The organism is Corallococcus sp. AB038B (assembly GCF_003668955.1).
Classification (GTDB): Bacteria; Myxococcota; Myxococcia; order Myxococcales; family Myxococcaceae; genus Corallococcus; species Corallococcus exiguus.
In genome coordinates this window covers 352,366-367,467 of sequence record NZ_RAWO01000003.1, presented here as the reverse complement: position 1 = coordinate 367,467, position 15,102 = coordinate 352,366, and the positions used below count along the sequence as shown (strand labels likewise).

General features: G+C 70.1%; 12 protein-coding genes and 1 pseudogene. 8 read left to right on the top strand and 5 right to left on the bottom strand.

Features of this window, described 5'->3' with window-relative positions; translation table 11 throughout:
* Positions 1 to 34: 34 nt before the first annotated feature.
* Positions 35 to 595 (bottom strand): DUF2378 family protein, encoded by a 561-nt coding sequence (locus D7Y04_RS17745; protein WP_120576409.1) that lies wholly within the window; start codon positions 593 to 595, stop codon positions 35 to 37.
* Positions 596 to 826: 231 nt separating this feature from the next.
* Between D7Y04_RS17745 and D7Y04_RS17740 the strand changes: the two genes are divergently transcribed.
* From D7Y04_RS17740 to D7Y04_RS17730, 3 genes are all read left to right on the top strand, one after another.
* Entirely contained in the window at positions 827 to 2,272 is a 1,446-nt protein-coding gene (locus tag D7Y04_RS17740) for a hypothetical protein (RefSeq protein WP_121760081.1), read from the top strand.
* Between the two features lie 94 nt (positions 2,273 to 2,366).
* The gene (locus D7Y04_RS17735; protein ID WP_121760080.1) at positions 2,367 to 3,230 is read left to right on the top strand and encodes an ATP adenylyltransferase; all 864 of its coding nucleotides are present in this window, start codon (positions 2,367 to 2,369) and stop codon (positions 3,228 to 3,230) included.
* A gap of 114 nt (positions 3,231 to 3,344) precedes the next feature.
* Positions 3,345 to 4,157, top strand: coding sequence for an SAM-dependent methyltransferase (locus D7Y04_RS17730; protein ID WP_121760079.1), 813 nt, complete (start codon positions 3,345 to 3,347; stop codon positions 4,155 to 4,157).
* Here D7Y04_RS17730 and D7Y04_RS17725 read toward each other — a convergent pair.
* Positions 4,138 to 5,355: an MFS transporter gene (locus tag D7Y04_RS17725; RefSeq protein WP_121760078.1), complete on the bottom strand. Its 1,218-nt coding sequence runs from the start codon at positions 5,353 to 5,355 to the stop codon at positions 4,138 to 4,140. The two genes, D7Y04_RS17730 and D7Y04_RS17725, sit on opposite strands and share 20 nt — an antisense overlap.
* A gap of 13 nt (positions 5,356 to 5,368) precedes the next feature.
* Positions 5,369 to 5,929, bottom strand: coding sequence for a hypothetical protein (locus D7Y04_RS17720; protein WP_121760077.1), 561 nt, complete (start codon positions 5,927 to 5,929; stop codon positions 5,369 to 5,371).
* Positions 5,930 to 6,075: 146 nt separating this feature from the next.
* Here D7Y04_RS17720 and D7Y04_RS17715 point away from each other — a divergent pair, with 146 nt between their 5' ends.
* From D7Y04_RS17715 to D7Y04_RS17700, 5 genes and pseudogenes are all read left to right on the top strand, one after another.
* Positions 6,076 to 6,588 (top strand): sigma-70 family RNA polymerase sigma factor, encoded by a 513-nt coding sequence (locus tag D7Y04_RS17715; protein WP_120576415.1) that lies wholly within the window; start codon positions 6,076 to 6,078, stop codon positions 6,586 to 6,588.
* Positions 6,581 to 7,300, top strand: coding sequence for a hypothetical protein (locus D7Y04_RS17710; RefSeq protein WP_121760076.1), 720 nt, complete (start codon positions 6,581 to 6,583; stop codon positions 7,298 to 7,300). Before D7Y04_RS17715 ends, D7Y04_RS17710 begins: the two co-directional genes overlap by 8 nt.
* A complete protein-coding gene (locus tag D7Y04_RS17705) occupies positions 7,297 to 8,844 on the top strand; it encodes a caspase family protein (protein ID WP_147477131.1) in 1,548 nt (515 codons plus the stop codon). The genes D7Y04_RS17710 and D7Y04_RS17705 overlap by 4 nt, the downstream gene beginning before the upstream one ends.
* 95 nt (positions 8,845 to 8,939) lie before the next feature.
* Positions 8,940 to 9,413 (top strand): annotated as a pseudogene (locus tag D7Y04_RS46770) (hypothetical protein); the annotation flags it as partial.
* Between the two features lie 33 nt (positions 9,414 to 9,446).
* Positions 9,447 to 10,967 (top strand): WD40 repeat domain-containing protein, encoded by a 1,521-nt coding sequence (locus tag D7Y04_RS17700; protein ID WP_233601474.1) that lies wholly within the window; start codon positions 9,447 to 9,449, stop codon positions 10,965 to 10,967.
* Between the two features lie 3 nt (positions 10,968 to 10,970).
* Here D7Y04_RS17700 and D7Y04_RS17695 read toward each other — a convergent pair whose 3' ends face one another.
* Together D7Y04_RS17695 and D7Y04_RS17690 are read right to left on the bottom strand one after the other, a co-directional pair.
* Positions 10,971 to 11,531 carry an SMI1/KNR4 family protein gene (locus D7Y04_RS17695; protein ID WP_121760073.1) on the bottom strand — a complete coding sequence of 187 codons (561 nt, stop codon included), beginning with the start codon at positions 11,529 to 11,531 and terminating at the stop codon, positions 10,971 to 10,973.
* A gap of 29 nt (positions 11,532 to 11,560) precedes the next feature.
* Entirely contained in the window at positions 11,561 to 15,085 is a 3,525-nt protein-coding gene (locus tag D7Y04_RS17690) for an RHS repeat-associated core domain-containing protein (protein ID WP_121760072.1), read from the bottom strand.
* Positions 15,086 to 15,102 lie beyond the last annotated feature (17 nt).

Genomic DNA, 15,102 nt, shown 5'->3' with positions numbered 1-15,102 from the left:
GTCGCGGATCCGCGAGCAGGGGGACGCCGGTGACTCAGGCGCCCGGAGCGCCCCAGGACACGCGGTACGTGACGCTGTCGTCGTCGAACTGCACCACGTCCACCTGCGTGGCCGGGCCGCTGGCGGCGCGCACCGTGGCCAGCATCACGCCCTGCTTGAAGTAGCGCAGCAGGCCGGGCTCGTTGAGCCACAGGTCCGCCTCGCGCTCGCCGCGCTCGGTGATGCGCACCTCGGTGTAGTTGTTGCCGGTGCGGAAGCTGTGCTGCGTGCGCAGCAGCATCCGCTTGGGCCCGATGAGCCGCAGCACGCCCAAGAGCGCCCGGCCCACCATCGTGTCGCGGTAGCCGTCGATCATCCGCTCGCCGAGCATCCGCCACGCCACGGGGTCCGGCTGCTCCGGGTGCAGCGTCTTCGCCGTCAGCGCCACGCAGCGCGTCCACGTGTCCAGCGAGTACGCGGGCTGCAGGGGCCGGTCCAGGTCCAGGCCTTCCTTGCGCAGCTGCTCCTTGAGGGAGAAGGGCACCTTCCCGGAAAGTCCCCGGACGAAGAGTCCTTCGACGATGGTCGGGAATACGAGTTTCTCGGCGGTGGCCATGGGGGCCATTCCGCCCAGCACCGCGCGTTCTGGTCAAGACCTACCGCCCGGGCGACGTCCAACGCCCGAAAGCGCGGTCGTCCTCCAGGGCCATTCCACCCGTTCCGGCACCCGTGAAACATCGCGTGTATCCGAGAAATCCACGCAAGGTGCGTAAACACTCCCAGCCCTCGCGGGGAGCGTCCATCTGGTAGCGTCCGGGCGCCCTGGCTCCCCCTGGCTGACCTCCCGATGACGTCCCGTGTCCTGACGTGCCTGCTGCTGTCCGTGCTGTGCGCGCTTCCGGCCCTGGGCGCCCGGCCGGTGCCCGCGCCGGCCGCGGACGGCATGGCGATGCTCCAGCGGGTGGACACGGCGCGGGTCCAGGGCAGCCCCAGCACGCTGCGCACGGAGCTGGACGCGCAGCAGGCGAAGGCGCCCAAGGACCCCATGCCCCGGGTGTACCGGGCCTTCCTCGCGCTGCCCTCGGACGAGAGCTTCGCCGAGTTCAAGGCGCTGGCGGTGGTGTACCCGGAGAACCCGTGGCCGCACGTGGGGATGGGGCTCGTCTACGTGCGCTGGGGCATGTTGAAGGACGCGGCCGCGCCGCTGGAGACCGCGCGCAAGGCGGTGCCCGGCTTCGCGCCCGCGCTCTGGGCGGACGGTCTGCGGCTCCAGGCGGAGGGCAAGCCCGCGGAGGCGGAAGCCCGGCTGCGTGAGGCGCTGACGAAGCTGGACATCCCGCGCTTCCGCACGGACCTGGCGCTGCTCCTGGCGGGCCGGCCGGGAGCCGCGGCGGAGGCGCGCGCGCTGCTGGTGCGCTCGGTGAAGGACTGGCCCGAGCAGCCGGAGGCGCTCCAGGTGTTGTCGCGACTCGCGCGCGAGGCTGGAGACGCGAAGGCGGGCGCGGAGGCCGGGGCGCTGCTCGTCGCGCTGCAGCCGCATGACCGCGAGGCGCACCGGCGGCAGGCGGACGCGTGGCTCGCCGCGGGCGACAAGGCGCAGGCGGTGAAGATGTTGGAGCGCTACGCGACGCTCGGGGGTGCGGAGCCCGCGGTGCTCTCCACGTGGGTGAAGCTCGCCGTGGAGCTCGACCGCCCGGAGGACGAAGCGAAGGCCCTGGTGCGCCTGGCCGCGGCGACGCCCAAGGACCCCGAACCGCTCTTGCGGCTGGCGACGCTGGCGGAAGCGAAACAGGACGTGGCCGCCACGGAAGCGCGGCTGAATGAGGCGGCGGCGCTGGCCTCGGAGCGCGCGGACATCCAGGTGCGGCGGGCGCGGCTACTGCTCAAGCTGGAGCGCTACTTCGAATCCATGGCGGCGTATCGCGCGGCGCTCGCCGCTCCGGAGCGGCCGGTGCCCGAGGCTGCGGAGGAGGCCGCGCAGCTGACCAGGAAGCTGCACCTACCCGCTTCGCCCGCGAAGGGCACCGTGGAGCAGATCTACGACCGGGTGTCGCTGGGGCTGGTGGCGCTGTACCTGGAGCACTTGATGGAGAAGCCAGAGCTCAAGGGCAACCTGAAGGTGCGCGTGGACCTGGACCCCACGGGGAAGGCCACGAACGTGGTGGTGCTCTACGACAGCCTCCAGGACGTGCTCATCACCCACAGCGCGCACGTGGCCTTCATGGACGCCCAGTACCCGCCCGGCAGCGAGCCGCAGGTGTACCAGTACGTCTTCCGTCCTCCTCCGCGCTGAGGCGGACATCCGGAGCGCTCCCTTGTCGGATGCGGGTTGACGCTGGCGTGAGCGGACGGCACAGACTGGAAGGTCTCGCGCCAGGAGCCCGCCCGTGAACGCCACACCGCTGACGCCCGCCGCCCTGTGGCCCCGCACGCTGGACGTCACCCGCCACGCGTTGGAGACCGGGGCGCTCCAGCCCATCGCCACGGAAGCGCGCACGGTGCCGGTCGCGGGCACGGAGTTCCAGGTGCGCGTGCTGGGACGGGTGGCGCTCAAGGAGCGCAAGCGTCCGGCGCTTTCCAACAGCGAGCCTTTCAACCCGTTCGCGAACCCGGAGCCGGACCTGGTGCTGGGGGACGTGGCGCCCGCGCACGTGTGCCTGCTCAACAAGTTCAACGTCGTGGAGCACCACCTGCTGCTGGTGACGCGGGCCTTCGAGTCGCAGGACGCGCTGCTGACGCTCGCGGACTTCGACGCGCTCTCCACGTGCCTGGAAGGGCTGGACGGGTTGGCCTTCTACAACGCGGGGGAGACGGCCGGCGCAAGCCAGCGCCACAAGCACCTGCAGCTGGTGCCGCCGCTGGGGCCGGACCGTCTGCGCGCGCCCGTGGAGGCGCTCTTCCCCGTGTTGCCGGGGCCGGGCCGCGTGGTGGCCGCGGAGTCGCTGCCGTTCACGCACCTGCTGGCGGGCCTGGGACCGTGGGGCGCGCCGGGGCAGGGCGCTCGGATGCTGGCGGCGTACCGGCTCCTGCGGGACGGGCTGGGCCTGGCGGAGCACGCGCCGTACAACCTGCTCGTCACCCGGGACTGGATGCTGCTCGTGCCTCGGAACCGCGCGGAGCACCTGGGCGTCAACGTCAACGCGCTGGGCTTCGCGGGGTCTCTGCTGGTGCGCACGCCCGAGCAGTTCGACGCGGTCGCCGCGCTGGGGCCGCTGGAATTGCTGCGCCAGGTCGCGGGCGTGACTCCGTAGGAAGTGTGCAACCGCGCGAGCGGACCGGCACAATGCCCGGGCAACAGGCTCACCCGTCGACCAGGGCAGTCGCACGACGCGGGTGGGGGGCCCGAACCGTATGGAGCGACGACCATGGATGTGAACGAGCTGGCCCGCGTGCCGGGCGTGAATCCCCAGGTTCCCGACGCGGCACGCATCTACGACTACACGCTGGGCGGCAGTCACAACTTCGACGCGGATCGGCAGGCGGCGGAGTACATGTTCTCGCTGCTGCCCGCCACGCGGAAGTGGGTGCGGATGCTGCGCGCATGCCTCCAGGGCGCGGCGAAGCGGCTGTCCGCGGAGGGCTTCACGCACTGGGTGGACTTCGCGTCCGGCCTGCCCACGAACGACCACGTGCACGGCGTGCTGCCGCCGGACGTGAAGGTGCTGTACTCGGACATCAATCCGCTGACGATGGCGCAGGCCCGCGTGCTGTTGGGGAACGAGCCGCGCGTGCGCTACCTGGAGTGCGACATCCGCCAGGCGAAGTCCTTCCTGGAGCGCCCGGACGTGCGCGACTTCCTGGGCGGCGAGCGCAAGGTGGCCCTGGGCGCCAACGGCATCACCGTGTTCCTCAAGGCGGAGGAGAACCAGAAGTTCTTCCGCGACCTCTACGACTGGGCCGCGCCGGGCTCCCGGCTCTTCACCACCTTCGAGACGAAGGACCCCGCGAAGACGACGCCCCAGTGGGAGCAGTTCGTGGGCATGTTCCAGAAGATGGGGGAGAGCTTCGAGCTGTTCTCCCTGCCGGAGTACCTGGAGCTCTGCAAGCCGTGGACGCCGGGCCCCGGTGGAGTGCAGACCGTGAGCCGGTTCCTGGGATTGCCGGACGACTACATCACCGAAGAGGACCGGCAGGGCGTGGGCATCGAGTTCTACGCCGTCATCCTGGAGAAGAAGTAGCCGCCGCCTTCGCGCGGTAGCGCAGTCCGATGAGCGCCGCGACGAAGCCCGCCGCGGCGCCCACGCCCAACGCCTGGCGGGGACCGAACGTGTCCGCGACCCACCCGACGATGGGGGCACCCAGCGGCGTGCCGCCCAGCGCGATGGCCAGGAGGATGGCGAGCACGCGCCCGCGCATGGACGGGTCGGTGGACAGCTGCACCAGGCTGTTCGCGGTGGTGGTGAATGTCTGCGCGGACACGCCGATGACGACGAGCGTGACGGCGAAGAGGGCATAGGCGGGCATCAGCGCCGCGAGCGTGAGCCCCGCTCCGAAGACCGCGGCCCCCGTCACCAGCAGTCCGATGCGAGGCTGCGCGCGCCGGGCGGAGAGCAGCGCGCCCGTCACCGAGCCGATGGCCATGATGGACGTGAGGAGCCCGTAGCCGCTGGCGCCCTGTCCGAACACGCGCACGGCCATGGTGGAGATGAAGATGGGGAAGTTGAGGCCGAAGGTGCCGATGAGGAAGAACATGGTCAGCACGGCCACCAGGTCGGGCCGCTTCCCGACGTAGACGAAGCCCTCCATCAGTCCCCCGCGTGTGTGGAGCGCCCGGTCCCTCACGTGCAACTCATTCACGCGAAGCAGGCTCAGCGAGCAGAGCACCGCGCCGAACGAGGCCGCGTTGAGGACGAACATCCACCCGGAGCCCACGGCGGAGATGAGCAGCCCCGCGAGGGCAGGGCCGAGCATGCGCGCGGCGTGGAACGAGGTGGAGTTGAGCGCCACGGCGTTGGCGAGGTCCTCCTCGCCTACCAGCTCCGATACGAACGTCTGGCGCGCGGGGGCATCGAACGCGGTGACGCACCCCAGGAGGAACGCGAACACGTTCACGTGCCACAGCCGGATGTGTCCGGAGAGTGTGAGCAGCCCCAGGCCCAGCGCCAGCGCGCCCAGGGCCGCCTGCGTGGCGAACAGGAGCTTGCGCCGGTCGAAGTGATCCGCCGCGAAGCCCGTCAGGGGAAGGAACAACAGCGGCGGCGCGAACTGGAGCGCCATGACCACGCCCACGGCCGTGGCGTTGTTGTGGGTGAGCTGCGTGAGGACGAGCCAGTCCTGGGCGGTGCGCTGCATCCACGTGCCCACGTTGGACACGATCGCCCCGGCCGCCCACGTCCGGTAGTTGTAGCCGCGCAGCGAATGGAAGGTGCCCTTCATTCCGCGGGAGACCTTATCCGCATGACTCCCCGTTGGGTGCGCAGCGGCCGGACGCGCAGGGCGTGAAGGAAGCGCTGGAGCAGCCGGTGGTCTCGCAGCGGCAGGTGGTGACGCGGCGGGTGAGTGCGTCGCAGCACGGCGCGTAGGACACCGGCGGCGTGCCTGCGTCGGTGCTGGTGCCTGCGTCGGTGCTGGTGCCCGCGTCGGTGCTGACGCCGCCGTCTTCGATTCCGGTGCCCGCGTCTGTGCTGACGCCGCCGTCTTCGATTCCGGTGCCCGCGTCGGTGCTGACGCCCGCGTCGACGCCGGCGCCTCCGTCGAAGCTCGTGCCGCCGTCCTGGCTGCCGTGGATGGTCTCGCAGCTGTCCCGGAGCGACGGCGTGCAGGTGCCGGCCGAGCACGCCTGGAAGCGGATCTCACAGCCGTTGGAGTCTTCGCAGAGGCAGGTGTCCACCTGGTTGCGGACGCAGCAGACGGCCCAGGACTCCTCGCCTGGTTCGTCGGGGTCCTCGTAGAGCGGGTCGAAGCAGGCGCCCAGGAGCGCGACGAGGATGGCGATGGCGAGTCGTTTCACGGCGGTTGGGACACCCGGTGCGGCCGGCCTGGGACATGCCGCCGGGGTACGACTAGTATCCCACAGCCCATCGCGGATGCGATGCGATGTCCCAGGCCGCCGGGGCCGGGTGTCTCAAGGACGAAAAGGAAGGTCGGACCCATCGGATGGCGAGCGGGCTCGGTGCGGAGGAGCTCAGGGAGCTCTACGAGCGCTTCGCGCCCGTGGTGCACCGTCGCGCGCTCGCGCTGCTGGGACGCGATGCCGACGCCTGGGACATCGTCCAGGAGGTCTTCGAGCGCATGTTGACGGCTGGCGCGCGGTTCCGACGGGAGGCCCGTCCCATGACGTACGTGTACCGCGTCACCACCAACCTGTGCCTCAACGCGCTGCGCTCGCGTCAGCTGCGGGAGCCGGTGCTCCTGGAGGCGCCGGAGGCCGCTGCGCTCACGCCCAGCCAGTGGGAGGCCGCGGACTTCATCCGGCACCTCGTGGGGCGGATGGGCGAGCGCGAGCTGGAAGTGGCCACGCTGCACTTCTTCGACGGGCTGACCCAGGAGGAGATCGCCGGGATGCTGGACGTGTCGCGAAAGACCATCGTCCGCGACCTGGACTCCATCCGGAAGAAGGCGGCGGAGCTGGGGCGGCTGCCGGAAGCGTTGGAGGCGGAGCGTGGCTGAGCACCTGACACGGCTGGAGTTGGACGAGTGGCTGTCGGGACTGGATGCCTCGGGGCGCGCGGAGCGGCACGTGGCCGCCTGCCCGGCCTGCGGGATGATCGCCGAGCGGATGCGGCAGGCGCGCGCGTCGAGCCTGGCGCAGCCCCGCGCGAAGGCGGTGCTGGCGAGGCTGGAGGAGAAGCGCGCCCGGAACGCGAGACCCTGGTGGAGCTGGGGCGTGCCGCTGGTGACCGCGCTGGCGGTGGGACTCGCGATGGTCGTCTACGTGCCGCGAGGCGCGGAGGACGGAGTGCGGCTGAAGGGGACCGTGGCGTTGCGGCTGCTGTCCGTGCAGGGCACGCCGGTGCAGGACGCGAAGCCCGGCGAGCAGGTGACGCTGGCGGTGGGCACGGGGCCGTACCGGAACGTGCTGGTGCTCGCGGTGGATGAAGCAGGCGCGGTGGATCCGCTCTGGCCGAGGGACGGGCAGACGAGCGGCACGGTGGAGCCAGGGGCGGAGGTCCGGTTGTCCCCCGCGTTGGAAGTGACGCCGGGGTCGGTGGCGTTGCATGCGTTCTTCTCGGATGCGCCGCAGGACGTGGCTCAGGCGCGCGAGGCGCTCACGTCGCGTGTCGCCGAAGCGCGCGGGAAGGGGCAGGGCCCGCTGGAGGTGGCGACGCCGGAGACCATCGGGAAGGCGCAGGCGCGCACGCTGCTGAGGGTCGTGCCGTGAGTCGCGCGTTGGGCCTGGGCGTTCGGGTGTGCGCGGTGCTGCTCACGGTGATGGGCCCGCTCCGAAGCACTGCCGAGGAGGCGCCGCGCCGCTGGGCGCTGGTCGTAGGGGAGAACCAGGGCCTGGCCAGCGAGGAGCGGCTGCGCTTCGCGGAGACGGACGCGCAGCGGATGCGCGAGGTGCTCCAGGAAGTGGGCACCGTGCCGCCAGAGCGCACGATGACGCTGCTGGGCACGGATGCCGCGAAGCTGCGCGAAGCCCTGGCGCGCTTCCGGGCGCGGCTGGCCGTGGAAGCCTCGCCGAGGGACTGGCTCCTGCTCTACGTGTCGTCGCACGCGGGCGACGGAAGCCTGCACCTGCGCGGCACCGAGTTGCCGATGCGCGAGCTGGTGGACTTCCTCAAGGGCGCGCCGGTGGGCGTGGGATTGCTCATCCTGGACTCGTGCCGCTCCGGTGTCGCCACGCGATTGAAGGGCCTGAAGCCGGTGGCCGTGCCCATCACGATGGAGGCCTCGGACCTGGAGGGCCGGGTCGTCATCAGCGCGTCTGGCGCGGATGAGTACGCGCAGGAGTCGGATGCGTTGCAGGGCTCCTTCTTCACGCACCACCTGGCGGTGGGCCTGCGCGGCGCGGCCGATGCTTCGCGAGATGGACGTGTCACGCTGGAGGAGGCCTACCGCTACGCCTACGCGAGGACGCTGGAGTCCACGCTCGTCTCACCGGGAGGCATGCAGCGTCCCACGTTCCGCATGGACCTGAGCGGCCGCGGAGAGTTGATCCTCTCCGAGCCCCAGCGGGCGCGAGGCCGCCTGACGCTCGACGTGAAGGCCCCGGGCCGCTGGCTCGTCATGGCGTCGGAGAGTGGCGCGCTGGTGGCGGAGCTGGAGAAGGGCGAGGGCCCCACGACGCTGGCCGTGGCGCCCGGTGCGTACCGGCTGCTGCTGCGAGCGGAGGACGGATACCTGGAGCGGTCGGTGAGGGTGCCGCTCGACGGATCCGTGTCGGTGGGAGGCGAGCCCCTGGAGCAGGCCGCGAGGATGAGGCTCGCGCGAAAGGGTGGGGCAGGGTCGGCGCTGCTGGTCGCCGTAGGACCATCGCTGACGTCGGGCATCGTGTCGGGCCTGTCGTCGCTCGCGGGCCTGGACGTACGCCTGGTGCGCGAAGGGCCGCTGTTCACCGGTGTGGACACCTCGGGCCTGGGGCTCGCGGTGCGGAGGGGGACGGGAAGCAGGGTGAGCTTCCAGCAGACAGAGCTGGAGCTGAGGCTGGGCGCGGGGCCGCACTGGAAGCTCGGAGCCTGGACGTTCAGCGGTGCGCTGGAGGCCGGGGTACTGGCCGTCTTCCAGTCGCGCATCCCGGACGAAGCTGCGCGCTTCGGGCTGGAGCCATTGGGGTTCGTCACCGGGGGCGTGCGGCTGGATGTGCGAAGCCGCCTGTCGATGCTCCTGAGTGCCTCCGCCGGAGGCGTCATGGCGAAGCGGGACTCCGGCACGGCGCTGGTGCCCAGGGCCTCCGCGTCACTGATGGTCGGCTACGCGCTCTAGCAGGCTGTTGAAGAAGCCCTGTTTGCTGGCACGAGGCCGGGCTGCTCGTTGAGTTCAATCTCTGGGCGTGATCCGCTTTCGTGGACAGGTTGACGATGCCGCTGCCCGTTCGAACTCGGCCGGCGCAGCGTAACCAATTGCCGAGTGCATGCGTTGCTGGTTGTAGAAGACCTTGGTGTCCACTCAAGCGGATCATGCCCAACTGGAGTCATGGCCCGAACGCGGTCGGCCCGAGCCAGGCCCCTGACCAGGAGCGGTGCGATATAGCTGTGCTCACTATGTCCTCGCCCTCCTCGCAGCCCATCCGTCTGTTCCAGGATCCGTCGAGACGCTCCGGAAGTCCTCTGGTGAGAGCCCTGACGGGCCATACCGACCGCGTGGAGGCCGTGGCAGTGGGGCGTGACGGTCGGCACGCCGTCTCCGCGAGCCTGGATGGAACGCTCCGGCAGTGGGAGCTCGAGACAGGGCGCTGCGTGCGCGTGTTCTCCGGGCATACGGGAGGCGTGCAAGACGTCGCGCTGCATGAGGACGGGGAGCACATGGTCTCTGCCGGCCGAGACGGAATGCTCCGGCTGTGGAACTCGAGGACGGGGGAGTGCATCTTGGAGCGCCGCTCGACCTGGCCCACGCTGCGCGGCGTGCGGCTGCATCCCGACGGCCAGCGGCTCATCAGCTGGGGGTATGACGAGCGCGTGGAGCTGAGCACGCTCGACACCGGAGACTCCCCGCGGACACTCCGGAGCCACGAGGCACCCGTCACCTGCGTCGCCATCTCCCGGGATGGGAGTCGACTCGTGACGTGGGGCTATGACAACACGGTGCGCATCCACTCGTTGGAGAGCGATGAGCTGGCCACCATCTTCGACGGCCCTGACTCCGAGGTGGTCTCGGCGGAACTCCACCCCGACGGGCGACGGGCCATGGTCGCGTGCACCGACGGCTCCCTCCGCGTCCTGGATCTGGAGACAGGTGCCTGGAGGCTGCTGGGGCACCATGGGTATCCAGCCCTGACCCTCGCCCTCTCACCGGATGGTCGCGAGGTCGTCTCGGGCGGCGAGGATGACGCGGTCCGGCTGTGGGATGTGGAGACGGGCGCCAACAAGGCGACCTACGCCCCGCCCTCATCAGGGGAAGGAAGCCTCGCGGAGGCCCACCGGCTGGCCGTCTCCGCCGTGGCCTTTCTCCCGGACGGTCGTCATGTCCTCTCCGGCAGCTTCGACCGGACGCTCCGGCTCTGGAACACGGCCACGGTCATCCACGAGCCGTCCCCTCGGCACAGGCTGCCGGTCCGACTGCTCACACTCGCTCCGGATGGACAGCGCCTGGTGAGTGGAGACGCCGAGAACTGGCGCGTGTGGGCCCTGGCCTCGGGCTCATGCGTCCAGAAGCTCCCTTCGCCTCCCGGGAGCGTCCAGGCGATCAGCGCCCTTCCCGAGGCAGGCCGCGTCCTTTCCGGAAGGAATGACGGGCCCGTCGACCTCTGGGCGCTGGAGCCACACCGCCTGCTCGGACAGCTCGAGGGCCACGCCCGGGGAACGCTCGCCGTCGCGGCGCTGGCGGGTGGACACGAGGCACTCTCCGGTGGGCGAGACAAGCTGGTGAAGCACTGGAGCCTCGAACAGGGCACATGCCTGCGGACACTGGAGGGCCATGGACAGGCGGTGATGGCCCTGGCCCCACTGCAAGACCGTCGGCGCGCCGTCTCCGCGAGCGCGGACATGACGCTTCGGGTCTGGAGACTGGACACCGGCGAGTGTCTGCGTGTCCTCGAGGGACACACGGACATCGTCCTGACGGTGGTGGCTCACCCGGATGGCCGCCGAGTCGTCTCCGGCAGCATGGACAAGGTCGTGGCAGTCTGGGACGTGGACAGCGGTGACTGTCTCCAATCCCTCGAAGGGCATACCGGGGCCGTGCACGCGCTCGCCCTGCTGCCGGACGGACGCACCCTCTTCTCCGCTTCGGAGGATGGCACGCTGCGCAAGTGGGACCTCGAGAGCAGCAACGCGAGAGGCAGTTGGAAGCCAGGCGCCGTCCCTCGCACCCTCGTGGCGTCCGCCGAGGGTGTCATCGCCGTGGGGTTGGACTCGGGCGAGGTGCTCTTCGTCTCGTGGAGCGAGTGAAGCTCACCCGGCCGTGAAGGGCCGGGGCACGAAGGTCGCGGGAAGCCGGGTCCTCATCCGGTCCATCATTCCCCCCAGCCCGGGCTCGCGCGCCTTGGCGAGGAACACGGCCATGTTGGGAGCGGCCCGCCACACTCCGCCCGAGCGTGGTGACACCAGGTAGATCCACAGCTCGCCCGGGCCGCTCGCCGCGGCCGGGTCCCACGCCATCACATCCCCGTTGCTGCTCGTCCCGAATGGAACGAGCCGTCGCACCAATCCGGGTGTGCCGTCCGGGCGGAGGTCCAGGGCCTGCCGGTCCACGTCCTCGACCAGCTCTCCCGCAAGCTCCCGGGAGAGGCCCACCAGTCCCGCGCAGCCGGGCTGGGCGCCGGCAGGCACCGGCACATGGACGGTGAACATGCCGCCCACCTCGCCAAACCCGTAGCGCTTCGCGAACTCACGATAGGAGCCGGGCAGCGTCACCCCAAGCGCCTTCTCGGCCGCGTCGAGGAGTTCCTCTGGAGCGGTGAACCGCTGAGGCCCCTTCACCTCCAGGACAGGCAACTGCGTGGCGCCGAGCATCCGTCATCTCCCCTGCGTGCCACTGGACCTCAGTGGGTGCATGCCCCGCCATTGTAGCTCTTCTTGTGCTGGCCATTGGGGATGGGGTCTTCGTGGAGGATGGCCTTGGTCACCGCGTCCTCGGCGACGTAGGTGAGGTGCGTGGGGATGTTGGAGTCCCCGTCGTAATGGGGCACGACCAGCAGGTTGACGGGGTTGCCCGTCGTCTCGATGTGATTGCGGATCCGCGTCTCGATGTCCCGCATCAACGGGCTGTTGGTGCCCGAGGTGAGGATGGCGATGTTACGGCAGTCCGTGCCATCGCCGCCCAGCTGACGGCCAATCAGGTGGCCGCGCTCGTGGTGGTCCGGGTGCGCGTTGTTGAAGCCGGTCGGCGTATACGTCGCATGCGACCCCGTGCCGATGTCCGAGGGAGAGATCTCCGCGTAGACGCCGCCGGGCCGATCCCGAACCGTGTCGTAGGCGTCGTACGTGACGTTGATGAGGCCCAGCGGGTCCGTCCACTGGAGCGGATTGGTGGAGTATCCGTAGGCCCCGTTGGGGTCATCGAAGAGCTGGAGCGGATCCGGAGAGAGGTACTGTGCCGCCCAGGGCGCGTAGTACCGGTGGCGGTTGTACGAGAGGCCGCTCTCCGCATCCGCCCACTGCCCCGGATAGCGGAGCGGACACTCGGCGAGAGGCGCATCCTCGTGACGAGGAGTACCAAAGGGGGCCAGCTTGCTGGCCCAGCCGACCCGGCCCTCTTCGGTGACGAGTTCCTGAGGGACGCCCAGGTGGTCCGTCACCGCGAAGAGCGTGGACCCTTTGTCCTGCTGGGAGACCAGCTCATGCGCGTTGGGGAGGAAGTCCCAGGTGGTGAGCTCCGAGTCCCGCTGGGCGTGGACGAGCACGTCGCCATCCCAGTGGAAGCGCGTCTGGCCCTGGGGGCCCTCCTTGGAGAGCCGTCGGTTGAAGGGGTCGTAGGTGTAGCGCCAGACAGCACCGTCCGGGTGAGTCACCGACTCCAGGCGGCCACGGGTGTCCCAGGTGTAACGCCAGGCGGCCTGCACGGAGAGAGAGCTCCGGTCCGTCAGCTGGGTGACTCGCCCCCAGGCGTCATACGCATAGGAGAGGCCGTCCTGCGCGAGCAGGCGTCCTCCCGCGGCGAGCTCCCGCTCGTCCTTGTGCGGCGGCACCGTCTTCGTGAGTCTGCCCGGCGGCGCCGCCTCGGAGGTCTCGACCCGGACGAGGTGCCCCGCGCCATCGCGCACGTACTGCTCCCGCCCCTCCGCATCGGAGAAGGACGTGAGCCAGCCTGCCGCGTCGTACGAATACTCCGACGTGCCCCATCGATTGTCGATGACGCGGGTGGGCCGCCCCATCATGTCGTACTGGCTGCGGCGGTCCACGCTGGGAACGGAGCCTCCGGCGAGCAGCACCTCCTTGCGGATGGGCCGGTGCTGGGTGTCATAGGCGCTCCGCACCTGTGCGCCACCGGGGAGCACCCGGGAGGTCTCTCGACCCATCCCATCCCGCTTGAAGTGGATCTGCTGCCCACCCACGGCCATCGCGGAAAGGCGCCCGTCGCGGTCGTAGTCGTAGCGGGTGTCATGGCCCAGGCTCGTCTTCCGGTCGAGCACCCGCCCCATCGGGTCGAACGTGCGCTCCACCACGAAGTCATTCGACTTCTCGACGAGCTTGCGGCCCAGGGCATCCCGCTCGTACGTCAGCTCGACCTGCGCGTCCGCGACGTGGGTCAGCCGGCCCAGCGCATCATGGGCGATGTCGACCGTGGCGCCGTCGGCGTAGGTGACCTGCGTCGGCAGCCCGAGCAGGTCATGGGCGAAGCGCGTCGTCCGTCCCGCCTCCGTGCGCTCCGAGAGGTTGCCGCCTGCGTCGTAGGCATAGAGCACCTCCCGACCGTCGGCGGTGACTTCCCGGGACAGGCGTCCGTCCTCGTCATATTCGAAGGAGTGGCGCTCGCCAGCGGCATTGATGACCTCGGTCAGGAGCGAGGGCTCCTGGCTCCACTGGTAGCGGAGCACCTGGGCGCCATGGCTGAACTGGGTGAGCCGTCTGCTGCACCCGGAGCGTCGGTAGACGAAGATGGAGCCATCCGGACGGACGGCGCGCAGCAACAACCCTCCCGCGTCGTACTCGAAACGGGTTCGACGCTCGTCGGGGTGCAGCACGGAGACGAGCAGCCCGCGCGCGTCATACTCGCGCCGCGTGACGTCCCCCAGCGGAGTGAGGGAGTCGAGCAGCTCGCCCAAGGAGCCGTAGGTATAGGTCCACGGCCCGGACATGACGCCGGACTCCCTCAGCACGTCGCCGTTCACATCGTGCGTGAAGCGGCGCCGTCCCCCATCCGGATAATCGAGCTGGACGAGATCCCCTCGCTCGTCCCACGAGAACGTCCAGCGGTGGCCCAACGGGTTGAGGATGGCCTCGAGCCTCGCCTCGCGGCTGTACTTCCGCTGCCACACACCTCCCATCGCATCGGTGAAGCGCACGAGTTGGTGGTGGGCATTGAAGGCATACAGCGACTTGCCCTCGGGTCCCGTGACGGCACGAAAGTGACTGGCCTCGTCATACTCGAAGGCGCGGACGGCGCCGCCGGGCTCGGCGATGCTCACCTGTCGCCCCAGGTCGTCGAACCGGGAGGCCCACACCCGGCCCAACGGGGTGATGGTCCGCTCCACCTGCCCGGCAGCCGAGTACTCATAGGTCCACGTCGCGCCGCGGCTGTCCGTGACCCGGGTCATGCGCTTCGCGGGCAGGTACTCGAGCGTCTTCTCGTCGAAGCCGTCCTGTCCACGCGCCTGGGAGCAGCGCCCCCGGGCGTCGAACCTGAACGTCCACACCGCGCCGGTGCGAGTCACCTCGCGGACCATCCGTCCCGCGGAGTCATACGCATAGGCGCTCGTGAAGCCGGCGCCGTCGATGACCTCCGTCAGCCGACCGTCGACGTAGCGATAGCGAACGAGGGGCGCCGCGGAACGCGAGGCGTCTTGATGGAGAGCCGCCAGCCTCCCCGTGCCGTTGTACGCGAGATAAAAGGCTCGCCGGCTGCGCCGCTCCCGGAGCGCGGCGATGCGCCCTCGGCCATCATGCTCCACGTCCACGCCCTGGCCCGTGACGTCCTGCACGCTCACCAGGGGGGACCACCTGCCATCCGTCCTGTCGCGGAAGAGGTACCGCACCACGCTCTGGCCGTCCGGCGTCCAGGCCGTGACGACGAGCTGCGCTTCCTCGCGCCGCAGCTCCATGAAGGCGCCGGGGTTGCGGACGGCGTGTCCCTGGGCGAGGACGCCCTGGCGGTCATCAAAGGTGTACTCGCTCTCTCCCTCGCGGGAGAGCATGCGGTAGCCCTCGAGATCGCGGCGGATCTTCATCTCATAGGGAGAGAACCACCCGGGGCCCAGCATGCCGCCCGATTCGGGGAGCATGGCCGTGCTGTAGCGCCGGCCGAAGGAGACATTCACGCGACCGCGTAGAACCCGGTCCGTCATCTCGTGAAACAACACCCCGGTCACGACATCAATCGGGTGCCCGACCGAGACTCGCTGTGTCATGACTCAACCTCTTTCGC

Coding starts and splice junctions, on each gene's coding strand:
- D7Y04_RS17745 (WP_120576409.1), bottom strand. CDS start 595: ATGGCCACCGCCGAGAAACTCGTATTCCCGACCATCGTCGAAGGACTC.
- D7Y04_RS17740 (WP_121760081.1), top strand. CDS start 827: ATGACGTCCCGTGTCCTGACGTGCCTGCTGCTGTCCGTGCTGTGCGCG.
- D7Y04_RS17730 (WP_121760079.1), top strand. CDS start 3,345: ATGGATGTGAACGAGCTGGCCCGCGTGCCGGGCGTGAATCCCCAGGTT.
- D7Y04_RS17725 (WP_121760078.1), bottom strand. CDS start 5,355: ATGAAGGGCACCTTCCATTCGCTGCGCGGCTACAACTACCGGACGTGG.
- D7Y04_RS17715 (WP_120576415.1), top strand. CDS start 6,076: ATGGCGAGCGGGCTCGGTGCGGAGGAGCTCAGGGAGCTCTACGAGCGC.
- D7Y04_RS17695 (WP_121760073.1), bottom strand. CDS start 11,531: ATGCTCGGCGCCACGCAGTTGCCTGTCCTGGAGGTGAAGGGGCCTCAG.
- D7Y04_RS17690 (WP_121760072.1), bottom strand. CDS start 15,085: ATGACACAGCGAGTCTCGGTCGGGCACCCGATTGATGTCGTGACCGGG.